This window comes from Amycolatopsis sp. NPDC004368, from assembly GCF_053602515.1.
The window spans coordinates 57202-73356 of the sequence record NZ_JBSGDT010000032.1 but is presented as its reverse complement, the minus strand read 5'-3'; the positions used below and the strand labels follow the sequence as shown (position 1 = coordinate 73356).

Below are 16155 nucleotides of genomic sequence, written 5' to 3'. Positions count from 1 at the left end.
AACGGGCGATCCGACGTGGTGGTTCGGCAACCAGCCGTCAGCGTTTGGCGCGCCAGCCCAGCGCCAGCACCGCCTGCACCAGCTCCTGGTACGACGGCTTCACTTCCTCCAGGTACCGATCGAGGTACTGCGGCCGCGCCGTCGGCACGGGCTGGGGGTCGTCGGCGGGTTCGAGGAAGTTGAGGCGGGCGACGTTGTGCAGCGCCATCTTCCACCAGCGCGACGCGCGCTCGGCGGCCTTCTCCTCGCGTTCCTTCGCGGCGGCGACGGCGGCGTGCGCGTCGGCGAGCTGGTGGTCGATCTCGTCGGCGCGGGCGAGCTCCCAGGCGCGCAGGTTGTCGGCCGAACCGCGGGCCAGGCCGACGATCTCCTTGTAGCGCATGGCCGCGCTGGCACCGTCCGTCATGCCGGGTCTCCCGTCTGCTCGGGGCGCTGGAAGGGGATGATGACCTCCGGTGCGCCGTGCGTGGTGCGGTCGAAGAACAGCGCCCGGCCGGGCCGCGGCGACCAGTGCACGACAAGACCGGCGGCGAACGGCGAGAGTTCGTTGCCCTGCACGTCGAGTGCGGCCCACGTGCCGATGTCGTCCGTGCCGCCGAAGCCGAGGGTGTCCTTGAGGCGCGCGATGCTGCGCCACCAGCCGATGGTGTGCACGCCGTGGCCCGGGCCCGTCTTCAGCACCGTGCGCAGGTGGTCGAGGCCGCTCTTGAGCTGGCCGGGCGCCTTCGTCTCCAGTGCCGGCAACGCTGCGTCCACGCCGTACAGCAACAGAATCCGCGACGGGCCGCCGAGTTCGCCGTCCACAATGGAGGTGAGCAGAGCCGTCGGGTCGTCGATCAGATCGGCAACGTGGCCCTCGGCGCGCAGCCGGTCCGTGAGCTCGAGAACGGCCGGCGCGCACGCGTCGATCGCGCAGTACAGCACGAACTCGACCTCGCCGATCTCGTACTGCCGCGCCAGCGACCGCGCCGCGGAGTCCATGATGGACAGCGCTTCGGCCGACGCGCCGCCGAGCACCGCGACGTTGCGGCCCGGTGCGCGAGGCAGCTCGACGCCCTGCGCGGCCTCCGTCACGTCGATCGACTGGCCCAGCAGCGCGCGCGGGCGGGACGTCGGCTTGAGCTCCGTGTACGCCGGGAACTGTTCCAGCACCGGCGAATGCGCGCCGTCGAACAGTCGGGGGCGCGGGAAGCGCCCGGAGTAGAGCTCCCAGAGCTTGTGCTGCAGGTCGACGAACACGTTGCGGCTGCTGGCATCGGGGATGTGCGCGAGCAGGTTGCCGTGGGCCACGCCGGAGTCGTGGTTGATCACCGCGTGCCACTTCGGCGCGGACACGGCCGCGTTGTTGGTCTCCGCGAGCACGCGCCGTGCCTTCGGCATCGCGATGCGCAGCGTGCACTGCTCGAACACCGCCGGCTTGCCCCAGAACGCCTCGATGCCGGCGACGTCCTGACTCGCCAGCACGAGGTGGATGCCCTGCGAACGCCCGCGCCGAGCGATGTCCTCCAGCAGTTGCGTCGCGGTGGCCGTGACCTGGTCGCGGCCGGCGAAGAGGTACTGGAACTCGTCGATCACGGCGACGATCCGCGGCCAGTGCCCACCCGGGTCCTGCTCACGCAGGTCGGCCAGGTTGGTGACCTCGTGCTCCTTGGCCGCGGCCGAACGCCGGCGCAGCTCGTCGGCGAGGAACCGCAGCAGCGCCAGGCCGAACTCGCGGTCGGTGTTCACGTTGACACCCACGAGCTTCGCGTGCGGCAGCCAGCTCGCGTCCTTGCGCCCGGGCGCGAGCCCGGCGAACGACACGCCTTCCTTGAAGTCCAGCAAGTACAGGGCGAGTTCGTCCGGCGAATACCGCGCGGCGAGGCTGCCCAGGAGTGCGTAGAGGAAATTCGTTTTGCCGGAACCACTGGGCCCGCCGATGAGCGCGTGGGGGCTCGCGTCGCCGATCACGACCTCGACGGCCTCGCCCTCGTAGAACCCGACGGGCGCCCGCAGCTCCCGCGCCGAGCTCTCCTGACCGAACTCCGTGGGCAGCAGGTCGGCGAACGACCGCGGCCCGCCCTGCTTGGCGATCAACGCTTCCGCGATCCGCCCGGCCGCGCGGATCACCTGGCCGGAAGGCAGCGGCGGATCGAGGTCCACGACGAGGTCGGTGCCGGTCATGCTGCTGATCGCCCGCCGTTCGTCGAGCAGGCTCAGCGATTCGACCGACGCGCTCACGGCGGTGGGCACGTCGATGAGGATGAGGCAGATGCCGGCGGCGAGCGCGCCGCTGGCCACGCGCTTGAGGTCGCGCGCCAGCTCGGGTTCGAGCGTCTCGCCGTTGCCGTAGAGCACCGCGATCCGGTACGGCTCCACGCGCTGGTTGCTCGCACGCCGCAGCTCCCGCAACGACGTGTGCCCGGCTTGCATGCCGGTGGCGTGGATGCGGCGGATGTGGCCGGCGAGCTCGTCGAGCAGGTCTTCCAGCCGTGTCGGGTCATACAGCGACAGCGCGCTGGTGCGGCTGATCGGGTACAGGTCGGGCAGGATCGCGGTGAGCTGCCCGATGTCCCACAGGTGGATCTTCACGGCGCCGGGCTCGAACGTCGAGAGCACCCGCATCAGCAGGTTCTGCACGATCCCGTCGATCACCGGCCGCGTCTTCGGCGCGGAGGTGATCTGCAGGTGCGATTCGTCGAGCAGGGGCACGGCGACGTCGAACGTCCGCGAGATGTCGCGGCCGGCCGCCGTCGCCGAGCCGACGCGCCACAGCCCCGGCGCGGTGATGCCGGGGTTGGTCCCCACGCGCCCGAGCCATTCGCTCGGCGGCCGCCCCGCGGGGCCGGGGGCGTTGGCCGCCACCAGGTCCCGCAGGGCGCCCGGGCCCGAGCTCCAATCGGTGTAGAACGCGTTGCGCACGCCGCCGAGCGAAGCGAACACTTCGTGCGCGGCCGGGTGCCGCGCCCATTCCGTCTGCTGCTCGGCATCGGCGTGGTTCATGCCGACCCGCACGATTTCCTGTTCGAGAGCGAGCCGCGCCACGTCGGCCTCCGCGGCCTCGCGGGCGCCGGCGGCGGCACCGAGCACGAGCCCGATCTGGTGCCGGACCCGGTCCAGCGCCGTCTGAACGCGGTTGCGCTGCTCGGCGGATTTACTGGCCATTGGCGTCGCTCATCAGGCTGTGCCATTCGTTACCAATCCGGCCACAGTCACGGCCGCATGGCTTGTGTCGCAACGGTCACCTCTTCTCGAGGGGGCGGCCTACTTTTGGCCGGATCAGTAACGGGTTCTTCCCTACAGGCGTGACTGGTATCCGCTCACCAGGTCGTCGGCGGCGGCTAGGCGGGTGAGGAGGTGGTCGAGTCCCTCGTCGGCCTGATCCAGTTGCGACGGCAGCCAAGGATCGGCCTTCGCCTGTGCGTCGACGAGCGCTCTGCGGGCGTCACCGAGCAGGCTTTTGGCCCGCTCGGCGTGGGCGCGCCCGTCGGTGAGCCCGCTCATCGCGGCGGTGAGCAACTGGTGGATCTCGGCGAGTCCCGACATGCGGTTACAGCCGGGCCGAGTAGGAGTCGGCCGACGAGATACTGGCCTGGATGGTGCTTTGCATCCCGGTGATCCCGTTCAGCGCTTCGGCCAGCAGGCCGTGGGCCTGGTTGACCTCGTGCTGACTGCTGCCCTGCGTCGCCTGGGAAAGCGACAGCTGGGCTTCTTCGAGAGATTGCGCTGCCTGCTGCAGGGCGGCGATGCTCGCGGACGCCTTCTCGTTCGCGAGCGCGATGCCAGCGCGGATCTCTTCCACTCCGGGCATGGGGGCGGACTCCTCGGTGCGTCGGGGCTGGAACGACCACGTACAAACTTAGCGTGATCAGGTGTCTTCGGTAAGTGAGGAACTGGGGGAGAATCGACAAGGCCCCGGACGTGGGTAACGTCCGGGGCCTCGCGGGCGGCGGTCTGTCGCGGTACCCCCGAACCGTGTTCCAGCCATGGTGACCTGCGGTTTTCGAGGTTCGCGCGCGAACGGCCGCGCCCAGGTCAGGCCGGTATTCGTGACACCGAGGAACCTCTCCGAACTTCTACGATCGAGTCTGCGCAGGAGCGTAGCGGGTCGCGTCGGGGCCGATTTCGGAGGTCCTCGGGTGGGCGTTGACCTGCGGAGGTGTCGATCAGCAACGCTTCGGCAACGGTGAGCTGGGGGGAGAAATCGGGCAGGTGAAAGGAAATTCGGGTTTTTGGATCGTCGGTGGGGTCGCCACCGGTTCCGGCTCGTCCGCCGGTGATCCCGGAAACGACGAACGCCGGGCAACCCGAGTTGCCCGGCGTTCGTCGTTTGGTGCGGCGGAGGATACAGGATTCGAACCTGCGAGGGCGTGAACCCAACACGCTTTCCAAGCGTGCGCCTTAGGCCGCTCGGCCAATCCTCCGTGGAGAAGGGTACCGGATGGGGTGGTGCGGTCCCGCAGGTGGGCCGGGGTCGCGCGGTGCACGCTGGGGAAGCGTGCCGGAGATCAGCTCGACGACGTCGGCGTGCGCGACACCGGGAAACGGTGCGGCCGCGGCGCGGCGGTGGGACACGTCTGCCGAGTCCTGCCCCGGTGGGCCGGAGAGCCGAACTGCGGAGGGGTCAAGCCGGGACGACGTCCGCCACGACGATGGTGATGTTGTCCGGGCCGCCGCCGTCGTTGGCGAGGGTGATGAGCGCCGGGACGGCTTCGCCGGGGGTGCCGGTGGCGAGGGTTTCGGCGATGGCGGGTTCGCCGGCGCCGGCGGTGAGGCCGTCGGAGCAGAGCAGCAGGCGGTCGCCCTCGGCGGGGATGAACTCCCAGACGTCGGGGTCGCCCGAGCCGGTGCTCTGGAGGGCCTTCATGAGCAGCGAGCGGCGCGGGTGGTCGATCGCGTCGGCCTGGGAGATGCGGCCGTCCTCGACGAGGGCCTGGACGAGGGTGTGGTCGCGGGTGAGGCGGTGCAGTTCGCCGTCGCGCAGCAGGTAGCCGCGGGAGTCGCCGATGTGGGCGGCGGCGAAGCGGGTGCCGTCGAAGAGCAGGGTGGTGAGCGTGGTGCCCATGCCGCGCGTGGCCGGGTCCTGCTCGGCGACCTCGGCGAGGCGTTCGCCGACGCGCCGCACGCCGTCGGCGAGGGTGCTCTGCAGGTCGATCGACGTGAGGTCGAGCGAGCGCAGTTCGCCGTCCAGGCTCGCGAGCACGCCGACCGCGGTGGCACTGGCCACTTCCCCGTAGGGCTGACCACCGATACCGTCGGCCACGGCGAGCAGGCGTCCGCTGGCGTAGACGGAGTCCTCGTTGATCGAGCGTCGTCGCCCGGTGTCGGAGCCCGCGGCGTAGCGCAGGGTGAACCGGGTCTGGTTGGTGACCATGCCACCATGAAACCATTGGTTGATTGAGTTAACAAGCAAAACGCGGGAAACTCCAGTCATCAGCTATCGTGCTGGCCATGGACGACACCGCGACGGTCAGCGCCGCCGACATCGCCCGGCTCGCCGGGGTGCGCCGCGCCGCGGTGAGCAACTGGCGGCGCCGCCACGAAGACTTCCCACGGCCGGTCGGCGGCACCGCGTCCAGCCCGCTGTTCTCGCTGCCCGCCGTGCAGGAGTGGCTGAGCGGCCGCGGCCGGCCCGTCGAGCTCGCGCCGATCGACCAGGCCTGGCAGCGCCTGCGCGCCCTCGGCGACGACCTCGACCTGGGCGAACGCGTCGCCGATGCCGGTGCCTACCTCGCCCACGCCGCAGAGCACGACCAGGATCCCGAGCTGCTCACCCGGCTCACCGAGGTCGCCACGAAAAGCGGCGCGGCCTGGACGTTCGAGCAGCTCTGCGAACGCTACTTCGAAGCCCACGCCCGCCGCGTCTCCCCTACCGCGCCCGCATATGCGAGCCTGCTCGTCCGCCTCACCGGCGCGAACGGGACCGCGAACGGAACCACGACCGGGCCCACCGTGCTCGACCCGGCGTGCGGCTTCGGCTCCCTGCTGCTCGAAACCAAGCACGCCCACGTGCAGGGCCAGGACAGCGACCCCACCACCGCCCGCATCGCCGCGCTCCGCCTGCGCCTGCACGGCGTCGACACCGAAATCCACGCCGGCGACTCCCTGCGCGAAGACGCCTTCACCGGGCGGCACGCCGACGTCGTCCTCTGCGACCCGCCGTTCAACGAACGCACGTGGGGCCACGAGGAGCTCGTCGGCGACCCGCGCTGGGAGTACGGCCTGCCCCCGCGCGGCGAATCGGAGCTCGCCTGGGTGCAACACTGCCTCGCGCGGGTGAAACCCGGCGGCACCGTCGCCATCCTCATGCCCGGCGCCGCCGCCGGCCGGCGCAGCGGCAAGCGCATCCGCGCGAACCTCCTGCGCGCGGGCGCCCTGCGCGCCGTGCTCACGCTCGCCCCCGGCACCGACCTGTGGCTGCTCACGAGACCCGAGCCCGGGACCCGCGCGCCCGCCACGGTCCTGCTCGCCGAGACCACCGTCGACGAAGCCGAGGCCCTCTGGCGCGACCACCTCGACCACGGCACCGGCGAGCGCATCATCGACCTCCTCGACGACGACGTCGACCTCGCCCCGGCCCAGCGCCGCACCGCGCGCGAGGACCCTGGCCAGGCTTTCCTTGCCGCGCAACGGCTTTTCGGCCGCGTCGGCCTCGAGCTCCCGCCACTGGCACCCGCCGGTGAGGAACCGCCGCACACCACCGTCGGCGAGCTCGTGAAGGCCGGCGCGCTCGAGATCCACCACGCCCCCGCGCGCACCGGCGACGGCGACGAACTCGTGCTCACCCCCGACGACGTGCTGGCCGGCCGCGGCCCCACCGGCTACGCCGCTCCCGACGACGCGGCCGTGATCGCCCGTGAGGGCGACGTGATCGCCTCGGTCACGGGTGCCGTCAAAGTCCACAGTGGACCACCGGTGCGGCTCGGCGGCGCACTTTCGCTCTACCGCGTGGATCCCGCGCGCCTCGACGCCGAGTTCCTCGCCGGCTGCCTGCGCGCAGCCGACTTCCCGGTGCACAGCGCGTCGACCCGCATCGACGCGCGCCGTCTGAGGGTGCCGCGCTACCCGCTGGCCGAGCAACGCTCGTACGGCGCCGCGTTCCGCGCGCTCGCCGAGTTCGACCGGGCCCTGCGGGAGACGGCTGAAATCGGCCGTGACCTGGTGCGGCTAGGCTTTGCGGCGCTCGCCGAAGGACGGCTGCGGCCCGGCGCCTGAAGGGAACCCATGCTGATCGCCGATCGCTACGAGGTCGACGAGCTGCCGCTGGGCCGCGGCGGGATGGGCGCGGTGCACCGCGGACACGACCGGCACCTCGACCGCCGCGTCGCCATCAAGCTGTTGCGCCTGCCCGGCCGCGACGAAGAACTCGAAGAGCGCTTCGCCCGCGAAGCCCGCATCCTCGCCACGATCGACCACCCGGGCGTGCCCACGCTCTACGACTTCGGCACCCACGACGACCGGTTGTTCCAGGTCATGCAGTTCGTTGAAGGCGTCTCGGTCGCCGACCTGCTCGCCGAGCACGGCCCGCTGCCGGTGCCGTGGGCGGCGGCGATCGCGGCCCAGACGGCAGCCGTGCTCTCGGCCGCCCACGCCAGGTCCGTCTGCCACCGCGACCTCAAGCCCGCCAACCTCATGCTCTGCCCCGACGGCAGCGTGAAGGTGCTCGACTTCGGCCTCGCTGTGCTGCGTGAAGCCGACGTCGCCCGCTTCACGCGCGCCGGCCAGCTGCTGGGGACGCCGTCGTACATGGCGCCAGAGCAGATCCAGCGGGGCCTCGCCGAGCCGCGAAGTGACCTGTACGCGCTGGGCTGCGCGCTGCACGAGATGCTCACCGGCCGCCAGCTGTTCACCGGGCCCACCGCGTACGCCGTGTTCGAGAAGCAGGTGAAGGACGCGCCGCCCGCCGTCGCCGGCGTGCCCGCCGCGCTCAACGCCCTGCTCGCCGCGACGCTGGCGAAGGACCCGGCGCACCGCCCGGCCGGCGCCGACGAGCTGTTCGCCCACCTCGGCCCGTTCGTGCGCGACCTGCCGCCGCTGCCCGGCTTCCTGCACCCGGCGCCGAGCCCCGCGCGGATGTACGCCCGCGTGATGGCCCAGGTCGGGGGATGACGAAATCCCGGCCCGCAGGGGGACCGGGAGTGGTTCGCCGTGCGTCAGGCACGCACCGCCGGCCGGCTCTGCTCGGCGAGCGGCAGACCGCGCTGTTGGATGCGGTGGTAGGTGAGCGCGTTCTGCACCCCGATGCTCAGGCCCAGCGTCAGCATGATCGACGCCGAGGTGAGACTGCCGTCGATACCGAGGTACCCGCCGAGGAACCCGAAGCCGACGCGGGCGCCGATCGTGGCGAGCCACAGCACGAGCGTGAGCGCCGAACCCTTCTGGAAGGTCGTGGTGCCGCGGGCGGTGAGCGAGGTGCTCGCGCTGCGGGCCAGGCCGAGCACGACCAGCACCACGATGTCCGCGCCGAGCAGCGCGAGCTCGCCGGTGTTCGCCTTCGGCAGGGCGTCGGCGACGGTGACCACGCCGATCAGGGTGAGCACGAGCGGCATCGTGATCAGCGACTTGCGGCTCAGCAGCGTGCCGCGCAGCTGCTTGTAGACGACGCGGTAGAGAACGAGGGCCGCGAGGGCGACGTAGACGACGATGGTGAGCGGGCCGAAGTTCACGGGGACTCCTTGGTCGGTGGTGACACCCAGGTTCGTCTTTTCGGCCAGCGGATTCGTCGGCTCCCGGGCGGGTTTCGGGTGGATCGCCGAGTCCACCCCCGGGTGGACGCCGGGGTGGAGGCTGTACCGAATTCGTGACATTCGACCCGCAACCCGCGCGGGGCGACGGTCGTCTATCCCCGTGACAAGTTCGACCGACTTCGAATGGCGTGGGGGTACCGGATCGTGAAGAGGCTTCTGGTGGGGATCGCGGCCGTGGCCAGTGCGTTCGCGCTCGCCGCGTGCTCGGGCGGCGGCTCGGCGCCCGCCCCGGTGACCGGTGGTGGCGCGGTCGCGGCGGGCGCCGGCGGCGGTGGCGCCCCGACGACCTCGGCGGCCACGTCGAGCAGCGCGCCCGCGATCACGAGCAGCGCCCCGGCCACCACGAGCTCGCCCACCACCAAGACCAAGCCGCCGACCACCAAACCGCCGACCACCAAGCCGAAGGCGCCCACGACCAAGCCGAAGCCGCCGGTGACCCGGACGGCCGACGTGCCGTGCGCCAAGGCCGCCGCCGCGTCGGGCACGGCCGCGTGTGTGGACCTCTCGGCACACAAGGCGTGGCTGCTGCAGGACGGCAAGATCATCTACGGCCCCGTCGCCATGCTGCCGGGGCGCAAGGGCAACGTGACCCCGACGGGCTCGTTCCACGTGCTGTCGAAGGAAAAGATGCACTACAGCCGCGAGTTCGACAACGCGCCGATGCCCAACTCGGTCTTCTTCTACCCCGGCGACGCTTTCCACCAGGGCAGCCTCAGCACGTACTCGCACGGCTGCGTGCACCTTTCGGCGTCTTCGTCGCTGAAGTTCTACAACACCCTGCACGTCGGTGATGTGGTGCAGGTCGTGCCCTGACCGAAACGATCACGTTCGGGTAAATATCACCCGATCGCCGCAATGAGGTCCCCTTTTCGAGCGATTACAGATCACTCGGGAAGGGGATCTCTGCATGGCCCGCAAGACGCTCACCAAGCTCCGCTCGCTCCTCACGGCCGCCGTGCTGGCCGTGGCGCTCGTTCCGATCACCACCGCGGCCGCCGCGGCTGACGACGGGACACCGACGCTGCCGGCGGGGTTCGTCCTGCGGGACACGCCCACGGGGCTTTCTCCGTACGACTTCACCGACTTCGCCTGGCTGCCCGACGACAGCGTGCTGGCGCTGGGCAAGAGCGGGGTCGTGAACTGGGTCCCCACCGACGGGTCGGGCGCGCCGGTGCAGATCGCGAGCTTCCCGGTCGAGACGCAGGGTGACATGGGGCTCACGAGCATCGCGCTCGCCCAGGACTACACCACCTCGCACCAGCTCTACCTCAACCGCGCCGTGAGCACGGGTGGCGGCCGGTACGTGCTGCGCGCCGCGCGCTTCACCGTGAGCCTCGACAGCGACGGGCACCCCACCGCGTTGAGCAGCGAAAAGGTGCTCTTCGAGCTGCCCGGCAGCGCCTTCTACATCCACGGCCTCGACACCGTGATCCCGGCGCCCGACGGCACGCTGTGGTACTCCGTCGGCGACAACGGCGACGCGGGCAAGACCAACGAGGTCGCCTTCGCGGCGCAGGACCTCGACTCGCCGTCCGGCAAGATCCTGCACATCACGCAGGACGGCAAGGGAGTGGCGAGCAACCCGTACTACAGCGCTTCGGCGCCCGATGCCACGCGCAGCAAGGTGTTCGCGAGCGGCTTCCGCAACCCGTTCCGCTTCACGCTCGACCCGAAGAGCGGCCTGCCCGTGGTGGGTGACGTCGGCTGGTACCTCTGGGAAGAGGTCGACGTGGTGCAGCCGGGCGCGAACCTGGCGTGGCCCTGCTGGGAGGGCAACCACCCGACGCCCGGCTACAGCACCGACGCGCGCTGCGCCCGCGTCGTGAACACGCCACCGCTGTGGGAGCACCAGCACGGCGAGGGTCCGGCGAACGGCAACAGCATCACCGGCGGCATTGTCTACAGTGGAACGACTTATCCCGCTGCGTATCAGGGCGCGTACTTCTTCGGTGACTACGCGGGCCAGAAGATGTGGACGCTCAAGTACAACGCGCAGGGCGCCCTCACCCAGGCGCCGGTGAACCCGCCGCCGTTCGCGAACATCGGCGGGGTCACGAGGATCTCCTCGGCACCCAACGGTGACATCGTGTTCGCCGACCTCAACGGCGGCCGCCTGCGCCGCCTGAGCTACTCGACGAACAACGCGGCTCCGGTCGCCGTGGCGACGTCGTCGACGGACCCCGACACGCGCACGGTTTCCTTCGACGGCACCGATTCCTACGACTTCGACGGCGACGCCCTCACCTACACCTGGGAATTCGGTGACGGCACCACCGCGTCCGGGCCGACGGCGAGCCACCAGTACGGCACGGGAGCCTCGTTCACAGCCCAGCTGACCGTGCAGGACCCCCTGGGCGCCAGGGGAACCACGACGGTCGCGGTCGCGCCGGGCAACCACTCGCCGGACCTGCGGCTGTCCACTCCGGACAAGACGTTCGCCGTCGGTGAGCCGGTGCAGATCACCGCGACGGCCACCGACGCCGAGGACGGCACCCTGCCGGTCACCTGGACGTCGTTGATCCGGCACTGCCCGGACCTCGGCGCGTGCCACGTGCACCCGGACGACGGCGCGACGGGACCGGTGATCTCCGTGCCGTTCACCGACCACACCGACTCGCGCATGGAGTTCACCGCGACGGTGACCGACAGCGCCGGGGTGAAGGCGAGCGAGACCTACGTCGCGATGCCGCGCCAGCACCGGCTCACGCTGGTGGGCACGCAGCCGGCCGCGCTCAGCATTCCCAGCGAGGGCGGCGTGAGCAGCGCGATGGTCACCGAAGGCGCGACGTTCGACGTCACCGCGGCGCCGCTGGGCAGCGACGGCGCGTCGAAGTTCACCGGCTGGCAGGACGGGCCGGCCACGGCGTCGTGGTCGATCACCGTCGGCGCGAGCGACACGACGCTGACCGCGAACTACGCCACCGCGATCGACCAGCGCTACGCCGCGGAACCCGCGCTGCGCACGCTGATCGGCGCGCCGACCGGCCCCGAGGTGGTCGACGGCCCGGTGCGCTACCGCCCGTACGCCAACGCCCGCCTGTACTGGAGCGCGGCGACCGGCGTGAAGGAGATCGGCGGCCAGATCCTCGCCGAGTACCTGGCGATCGGCGGGCCCCAGGCTTACGGGCCGCCGGTGACCGACGAGACGCGGACCCCCGACGGCGTCGGGCGCTTCAACCACTTGCAGGGCACGCCCGGCACCCTGGCGGCATCGATCTACTGGTCACCCTCGTCCGGAGCCCACACGATCCAGGGGCTGATCCGCGCGAAGTGGGCGGCGCTGGGCTGGGAAAAGACCATGGGTTACCCGATCAACGACGAGGCCGCCACACCCGACGGCGTGGGCCGCTACAACCACTTCAGCGGCGGCGGCTCGATCTACTACACCGTGGCCACGGGCGCGCACCAGATCGGCGGCGCGATCAAGCAGAAGTGGGCCGCCTACGACTGGGAACGCGGGCTGGGCTACCCGGCCACGGACGAGTCCGTGACGCCCGACGGCGTCGGCCGCTACAACCACTTCACCTCCGGCGCGTCGGTCTACTGGACACCGTCGACCGGCGCCCACGAGATCGGTGGCGCGATCAAGCAGAAGTGGGCCGCGTACGGCTGGGAGCGCGGATTCGGCTACCCGACCACGGACGAGACCTCGACCCCCAACGGTGCCGCGCGGTACAACCACTTCACCGGCAACGCCTCCGTCTACTGGAGCCCGGCGACCGGTGCGCACAACGTGAAGGGCGAGATCCGCAAGCGCTGGAGCGCGCTCGATTGGGAGAAGTCGTACCTGGGCCTGCCGACATCCGACGAGTACCGCTGGGGCGCCGGTTATCGCAGTGATTTCCAGGGCGGGTACATCGTGTGGACGCCGTCGGGCGGCACGGTGGACCGGCGCTGGTGAGTGGTGGAGATCACCCACGCCGGGAGCAGTGGCGTGGGTGATCTGTCCATTGTGGCGTTCCGAAGCGTGGGAAATGCCCGCAAGTTCGTGAAGTAAGGAACTTTCAGACAAGGGCTCGTGGGGTAACTTCGCGGAAGATCACGAGAGAGGTCTTCCATGCGCAAGTTCGCCTTGGCCGCCGTCGCCGGCGTTGCCGCCCTCACCGCGTTGTTCACCCCGGCTGTCGCGTCGGCCACTCCCGCCCGGGATGCCGCCTCCGTCGACGTGGCCAAGTGGACGGTGGGCAACACCGACTACCTGCTTCGCAAGCTCACGCTCGGCCCCGGTTCCGCGGGCGAGCCCGGCACCACCGGCTGGCACACCCACCGCAACATGGTCCGCGGATGGGTTCTGTCCGGAACGCTGACGCACTACGACTCCAGCTGCGCCGTCGACGGGGTCTACCACGCGGGTGACGCCGTCACGGATCCCGCCGGAGACGACCACGTCCACGAGGGACGCAACGAGGGCACCACACCGATGGTGCTCATGGTTCTCTACGTCGTGCCCACGGGCGTGCCGCTGTCGGACGACGCGCCGAACCCGGGCTGCAGCTTCGACTGAACACGAACGCCGAGGTCAGGGACACCACGTCGGGGGGCGCCCCTGACCTCGGCGTTCAGAGCAGGTCGGCCGGCCGAGTGCCCTTCGCGGTGAGCGGCAGGCCGAGTGCCACGCGCTCGGTGAGCCAGCTGCTCGGCCGGTACCGCGGGTCCCCTGTGGACTGGAAGAGTCCGCTGAGGACCCGCAGCACCTTGTCCGGCCCCACGAGGTCGCCCCATTCGAGCGGGCCGCGCGGGTACCCGAGGCCGAGGCGGACGGCGGTGTCGATGTCGGCCGGTTCGGCGAGGTTCTGGGCGGCGATGGCGCACGCGGTGTTCACAATGGACGCCAGCAGGCGTTGCGCGATGGGCGCGGGACCGTCCTGGACGATGGTCACCGGGCGGCCCGTCGCGGCGAGGGCACCCCACGCGGCGCGTCCGGCGGCGGGATCGAGTCCAGGGTGGACGGACATGGTCAGGCGGCCTTCGTAACCGCCCAGCGCGTCCACACCGCAGACCCGAGCGGCGGGTAGTCCTTCACGAGCGGCGGCGTCCAAAGTGGACTCACCGCGCTGGGCGACGAGCAGCACCGCGTCGGGGTACGCGTCGGCCACGACCTGCACGCCGGCGGCGGTCAGGTACCGGCCGAGGCGTTCGTCGGCCGTGAACACGGGCTTGATCGGGGCGGGCGGTGCGGCCGGCTCGGGCGCGACCTCCTGCTTGCCGTCGACGTAGGAGTAGAAGCCCACGCCGTTCTTGCGGCCGAACAGCCCGGCCGCCACCCGCGGGCGCGTGAGCCAGGACGGCCGCAGCCGCGGCTCGGCGTGGAAACCGCTCCAGATGCTTTCGAGTACGGCGTGGGACACGTCGAGGCCGGTGAGGTCGAGCAGCTCGAACGGTCCGAGCCGCAGCCCCAGCACGTCCCGCGCGATGCGGTCGACGTCCGCCGGTTCGGCCAGCGACTCGGACAGGATCTGCAGCGCCTCTGTGTTGAGGCCACGCCCGGCGTGGTTGACCAGGAAACCCGGCGCGTCCTTGGCGAGCACGGGTTCGTGGCCCCACCGGCGCACCAGCTTCAGCGCTTCGTCGGGCAGCCATTCCGCCGTGCGGACGCCGGGGACCACCTCGACCAGCCGCATCAGCGGCACGGGGTTGAAAAAGTGCAGGCCGATGACCCGGGCCGGGTCGCTCAGGCCCGCGGCGATCTGCGTGACCGACAGCGAGCTGGTGTTGGTGGCGAAGACCGTGTCCGGCCCGGCGACCTGCTCGAGCTTGCCGAACAGCACGCGCTTGGCTTCGAGGTCTTCGCGCACGGCCTCGATCACGAGGTCGACGTCGCCGGCCGGGGACGACGGCGCGTCGACCATCACGAGGCGTTCCTTGGCCGCGCGACCGTCTTCCTCGGACAGCCGGCCCTTGCCGACCAGTTTGTCGATCATGCCGTGCGCGTGGTCCAGCGCGGAGCGCACCGCGTCGGTGTCGAGGTCGGCCAGCTCCACTGTGACACCTCCGGTCGCGGCCAGCTGGGCGATGCCGCGCCCCATCACACCGGTGCCGACCACCCGCACCCTGCTGACCCGCTCGGCCCATCCCGCCACGTCGAACCACCTTCCCCACGAAGTCGTCACGGCGAACGTACCGCCTCCACGCGGCCCGTGAACCGACTCAGGAGGGGTACTTCACAGCGTGGTTCACAGCCCGACGAAATCGGCCATCTGCCCGGTGAGGTGCTCGAAGTAGGCGTCGGACGGGTCGACGCTGCCCACGTACTGGCCGAACAGCTCGAAGCTGATCGCGCCGAACAGCTGCGTCCACGCGCCGATCAGCCGCGTCACGACCTCGGCCGGCGCGTGCGCGCCCAGCTCCGTGGCGAGCCCCTCGGCCTGCACGCGCAGCTCCGCCGACATCGGCGCCGTGACGGCCGGCTCGTGCGGGTCGGCCTCGCGCAGCACCTTCGCGAGCGCCAGCGCGACGCGCGCGGCGGGCACGATCGTGTCGCGCGGTGCCTCGTAACCGGGGATCGGTGAGCCGTAGATCAACGCGTACTCGTGCGGGTGCGCCTTGGCCCACGCGCGGGTCGCCTGCCACACGGCCTGCCAGCGCGTGCGCGGGTCGCCGTCGCCCGGGTCGGCCTTCTCCGCGGCCTCGCCAACGGCATCGTAGGCATCGATGATCAGGTCGGTGAGCAGCCGGTCGCGGCTGGGGAAGTAGCGGTAGAGTGCCGAGGAGACCATGCCGAGCTCACGCGCGACGGCGCGCAGGGACAGGCCGTGCGCGCCGACCTCACCCAGCTGCCGGCGGGCCTCGTCCTTGATCTCCCGCGTCAGCTCGGCGCGGGCGCGTTCGCGGGCGGTCTTGGTGGCGGTCATGAGGACAAGTGTGCCACTTCGAGAGCGTCGCACAAAATAGAGAGCACTGCTCTTGACGGGATGTGCGCCGTGGTGTTCACTGATCTCAACGGAGAGCACCGCTCTCGAATCAGCTGGGAGGCACGTCGTGAACACCGAAAAGCGCTACCTCGAGCCCGCCAAGGCCACCGACGCGTTCAACAACTTCGTGCAGCGGCTCACCAAGATGGGGGTGAGCGTGCTGGGCAGCCGCGTGCTGATGGTGCGGGGCCGCAAGACCGGCGAGATCCGCGAGGTGCCGGTGAACCTCTTGCCGTTCGAGGGCGGCCGCTACCTCGTCGCGCCGCGCGGCGAGACGCAGTGGGTGCGCAACCTGCGTGTGGCCGGCGAAGGGCAGCTGCGGGTCGGCAAGCGGGTGGAGGGTTTCAAGTACCGCGAGCTGGCCGACGACGAGAAGCCCGTGCTGCTGCGCGCGTACCTGAAGCGCTGGAAGTTCGAGGTCGGTGTGTTCTTCGACGGTGTGGACGCCAAGGCGCCGGAGGAGAAGCTGCTCGAGATCGCGCCGGGCTACCCGGTTTTCGAGCTGCTGCCGGCCTGAG

At 70.9% G+C, this 16155-nt stretch carries 14 protein-coding genes and 1 tRNA gene; 6 read left to right on the top strand and 9 right to left on the bottom strand.

All coding sequences use genetic code 11. The features are described 5' to 3' along the window. Positions 1-37: 37 nt before the first annotated feature. From ACWEOE_RS32975 to ACWEOE_RS32950, 6 genes are all read right to left on the bottom strand, one after another. Positions 38-406, bottom strand: a complete 369-nt coding sequence (locus ACWEOE_RS32975) for a hypothetical protein (protein WP_452016114.1) — start codon at positions 404-406, stop codon at positions 38-40. After that, complete coding sequence (locus tag ACWEOE_RS32970; RefSeq protein WP_452016112.1) at positions 403-3144, bottom strand: FtsK/SpoIIIE domain-containing protein; 2742 nt, start codon at positions 3142-3144, stop codon at positions 403-405. The genes ACWEOE_RS32975 and ACWEOE_RS32970 overlap by 4 nt, the downstream gene beginning before the upstream one ends. 132 nt (positions 3145-3276) lie before the next feature. Further along, positions 3277-3525, bottom strand: a complete 249-nt coding sequence (locus ACWEOE_RS32965; RefSeq protein ID WP_326566930.1) for a hypothetical protein — start codon at positions 3523-3525, stop codon at positions 3277-3279. A 4-nt stretch (positions 3526-3529) separates the two neighbouring features. Then, a complete protein-coding gene (locus ACWEOE_RS32960; RefSeq protein ID WP_220244957.1) occupies positions 3530-3790 on the bottom strand; it encodes a hypothetical protein in 261 nt (86 codons plus the stop codon). A 528-nt stretch (positions 3791-4318) separates the two neighbouring features. Then, positions 4319-4403 (bottom strand) — tRNA-Ser (locus ACWEOE_RS32955). 200 nt (positions 4404-4603) lie between these two features. Then, positions 4604-5353 (bottom strand): PP2C family protein-serine/threonine phosphatase, encoded by a 750-nt coding sequence (locus ACWEOE_RS32950; RefSeq protein WP_452016110.1) that lies wholly within the window; start codon positions 5351-5353, stop codon positions 4604-4606. A gap of 77 nt (positions 5354-5430) precedes the next feature. Here ACWEOE_RS32950 and ACWEOE_RS32945 point away from each other — a divergent pair, with 77 nt between their 5' ends. Together ACWEOE_RS32945 and ACWEOE_RS32940 are read left to right on the top strand one after the other, a co-directional pair. Then, positions 5431-7194, top strand: a complete 1764-nt coding sequence (locus tag ACWEOE_RS32945; RefSeq protein ID WP_452016108.1) for an HsdM family class I SAM-dependent methyltransferase — start codon at positions 5431-5433, stop codon at positions 7192-7194. Positions 7195-7203: 9 nt separating this feature from the next. Next, complete coding sequence (locus ACWEOE_RS32940) at positions 7204-8088, top strand: serine/threonine-protein kinase (protein WP_452016106.1); 885 nt, start codon at positions 7204-7206, stop codon at positions 8086-8088. A 44-nt stretch (positions 8089-8132) separates the two neighbouring features. Here ACWEOE_RS32940 and ACWEOE_RS32935 read toward each other — a convergent pair whose 3' ends face one another. Beyond that, complete coding sequence (locus ACWEOE_RS32935) at positions 8133-8645, bottom strand: hypothetical protein (RefSeq protein ID WP_452016104.1); 513 nt, start codon at positions 8643-8645, stop codon at positions 8133-8135. Positions 8646-8870: 225 nt separating this feature from the next. On the opposite strand from ACWEOE_RS32935, the gene ACWEOE_RS32930 reads away from it, so the two are divergent. The 3 genes from ACWEOE_RS32930 to ACWEOE_RS32920 all read left to right on the top strand — a co-directional run bounded on the left by ACWEOE_RS32930 (position 8871) and on the right by ACWEOE_RS32920 (position 13230). Continuing rightward, the gene (locus tag ACWEOE_RS32930) at positions 8871-9539 is read left to right on the top strand and encodes a L,D-transpeptidase (RefSeq protein WP_452016102.1); all 669 of its coding nucleotides are present in this window, start codon (positions 8871-8873) and stop codon (positions 9537-9539) included. A 94-nt stretch (positions 9540-9633) separates the two neighbouring features. Beyond that, complete coding sequence (locus ACWEOE_RS32925) at positions 9634-12627, top strand: PQQ-dependent sugar dehydrogenase (protein WP_452016100.1); 2994 nt, start codon at positions 9634-9636, stop codon at positions 12625-12627. A 156-nt stretch (positions 12628-12783) separates the two neighbouring features. Next, positions 12784-13230 (top strand): cupin domain-containing protein, encoded by a 447-nt coding sequence (locus tag ACWEOE_RS32920; protein ID WP_452016098.1) that lies wholly within the window; start codon positions 12784-12786, stop codon positions 13228-13230. Between the two features lie 55 nt (positions 13231-13285). On the opposite strand, the gene ACWEOE_RS32915 is transcribed toward ACWEOE_RS32920, so the two are convergent. After that, positions 13286-14806: a 3-hydroxyacyl-CoA dehydrogenase gene (locus ACWEOE_RS32915; RefSeq protein ID WP_452016096.1), complete on the bottom strand. Its 1521-nt coding sequence runs from the start codon at positions 14804-14806 to the stop codon at positions 13286-13288. 93 nt (positions 14807-14899) lie between these two features. Then, positions 14900-15577 carry a TetR/AcrR family transcriptional regulator gene (locus ACWEOE_RS32910; RefSeq protein ID WP_452016094.1) on the bottom strand — a complete coding sequence of 226 codons (678 nt, stop codon included), beginning with the start codon at positions 15575-15577 and terminating at the stop codon, positions 14900-14902. Between the two features lie 127 nt (positions 15578-15704). Between ACWEOE_RS32910 and ACWEOE_RS32905 the strand changes: the two genes are divergently transcribed. After that, the gene (locus tag ACWEOE_RS32905; protein WP_452016092.1) at positions 15705-16154 is read left to right on the top strand and encodes a nitroreductase family deazaflavin-dependent oxidoreductase; all 450 of its coding nucleotides are present in this window, start codon (positions 15705-15707) and stop codon (positions 16152-16154) included. Position 16155 lies beyond the last annotated feature (1 nt).

Coding starts and splice junctions, on each gene's coding strand:
- ACWEOE_RS32910 (WP_452016094.1), bottom strand. CDS start 15,577: ATGACCGCCACCAAGACCGCCCGCGAACGCGCCCGCGCCGAGCTGACG.
- ACWEOE_RS32965 (WP_326566930.1), bottom strand. CDS start 3,525: ATGTCGGGACTCGCCGAGATCCACCAGTTGCTCACCGCCGCGATGAGC.
- ACWEOE_RS32975 (WP_452016114.1), bottom strand. CDS start 406: ATGACGGACGGTGCCAGCGCGGCCATGCGCTACAAGGAGATCGTCGGC.
- ACWEOE_RS32970 (WP_452016112.1), bottom strand. CDS start 3,144: ATGGCCAGTAAATCCGCCGAGCAGCGCAACCGCGTTCAGACGGCGCTG.
- ACWEOE_RS32960 (WP_220244957.1), bottom strand. CDS start 3,790: ATGCCCGGAGTGGAAGAGATCCGCGCTGGCATCGCGCTCGCGAACGAG.
- ACWEOE_RS32950 (WP_452016110.1), bottom strand. CDS start 5,353: ATGGTCACCAACCAGACCCGGTTCACCCTGCGCTACGCCGCGGGCTCC.
- ACWEOE_RS32945 (WP_452016108.1), top strand. CDS start 5,431: ATGGACGACACCGCGACGGTCAGCGCCGCCGACATCGCCCGGCTCGCC.
- ACWEOE_RS32940 (WP_452016106.1), top strand. CDS start 7,204: ATGCTGATCGCCGATCGCTACGAGGTCGACGAGCTGCCGCTGGGCCGC.
- ACWEOE_RS32925 (WP_452016100.1), top strand. CDS start 9,634: ATGGCCCGCAAGACGCTCACCAAGCTCCGCTCGCTCCTCACGGCCGCC.
- ACWEOE_RS32920 (WP_452016098.1), top strand. CDS start 12,784: ATGCGCAAGTTCGCCTTGGCCGCCGTCGCCGGCGTTGCCGCCCTCACC.